Origin of the sequence: Azospirillum tabaci, from assembly GCF_014596085.1 — a bacterium.
Lineage (GTDB): Bacteria > Pseudomonadota > Alphaproteobacteria > Azospirillales > Azospirillaceae > Azospirillum > Azospirillum tabaci.
The window spans coordinates 1-683 of sequence record NZ_JACCJY010000088.1 but is presented as its reverse complement, the minus strand read 5'-3'; the positions used below and the strand labels follow the sequence as shown (position 1 = coordinate 683).

Genomic DNA, 683 nt, shown 5'->3' with positions numbered 1-683 from the left:
GCTGTCCTGGTTGAACCGAACCCCCTGATCGCCGACGCGCTCGGCCGTCAGCTCGGCATGGGGAAGATCCGCTACGACCGCCAGGACTGGGCGGGGCTGGAGGAGCTTCTGCAGGAGCAGGGGGCCGACGGGCTGGGCTACGACGCCATCGTCCTGGGCAGCGTCGACGACCCGGCGCGCTGCGTGGCGGCGCTGCGCGCGCATCAGGTCGGGGCGGCGATCCTCTGCCTGCTCGACCGGCGCTGCGTGACGACGACGGTGGAACTGCTCCACGCCGGGGCCGACGACGTGCTGGTCAAGCCGGTGGTCAGCGCCGAGGTGCGGGCGCGCATCGAGGTGGCGCGGCGGCGCTCGCGCGGCTTGCTGAGCAACGCGGTGCGGGTCGGCCAGCTCACCGTCTTCCTCGACGGGCGCGACCCGGAGGTCGCCGGCGAGCGGCTGCGGCTGAGCCAGCGCGAGCACGCCATCCTCGGCGTGCTGGCCGCCCATCACCGCCGCGTGGTCTCCAAGGAGCACATCTACGACGAGGTCTACGGCCTGTCCGGCGCCGACCCGCTCGACAAGGTCATCGACGTCTACATCTGCAAGCTGCGCAAGAAGATCGCCGAGGCCACCGGCGGCGCCCGCTACATCGAGACCGTCTACGGACGCGGCTACAAGTTCGAAGCCCCGCCCGAGCATGA

Annotated in this window: 1 protein-coding gene; it reads left to right on the top strand. The window is 71.7% G+C overall.

Features of this window, described 5'->3' with window-relative positions; all coding sequences use genetic code 11:
- The coding region (locus H0B54_RS29370) for a response regulator transcription factor (RefSeq protein WP_246472990.1) at positions 1 to 683 on the top strand (683 nt) is incomplete at both ends.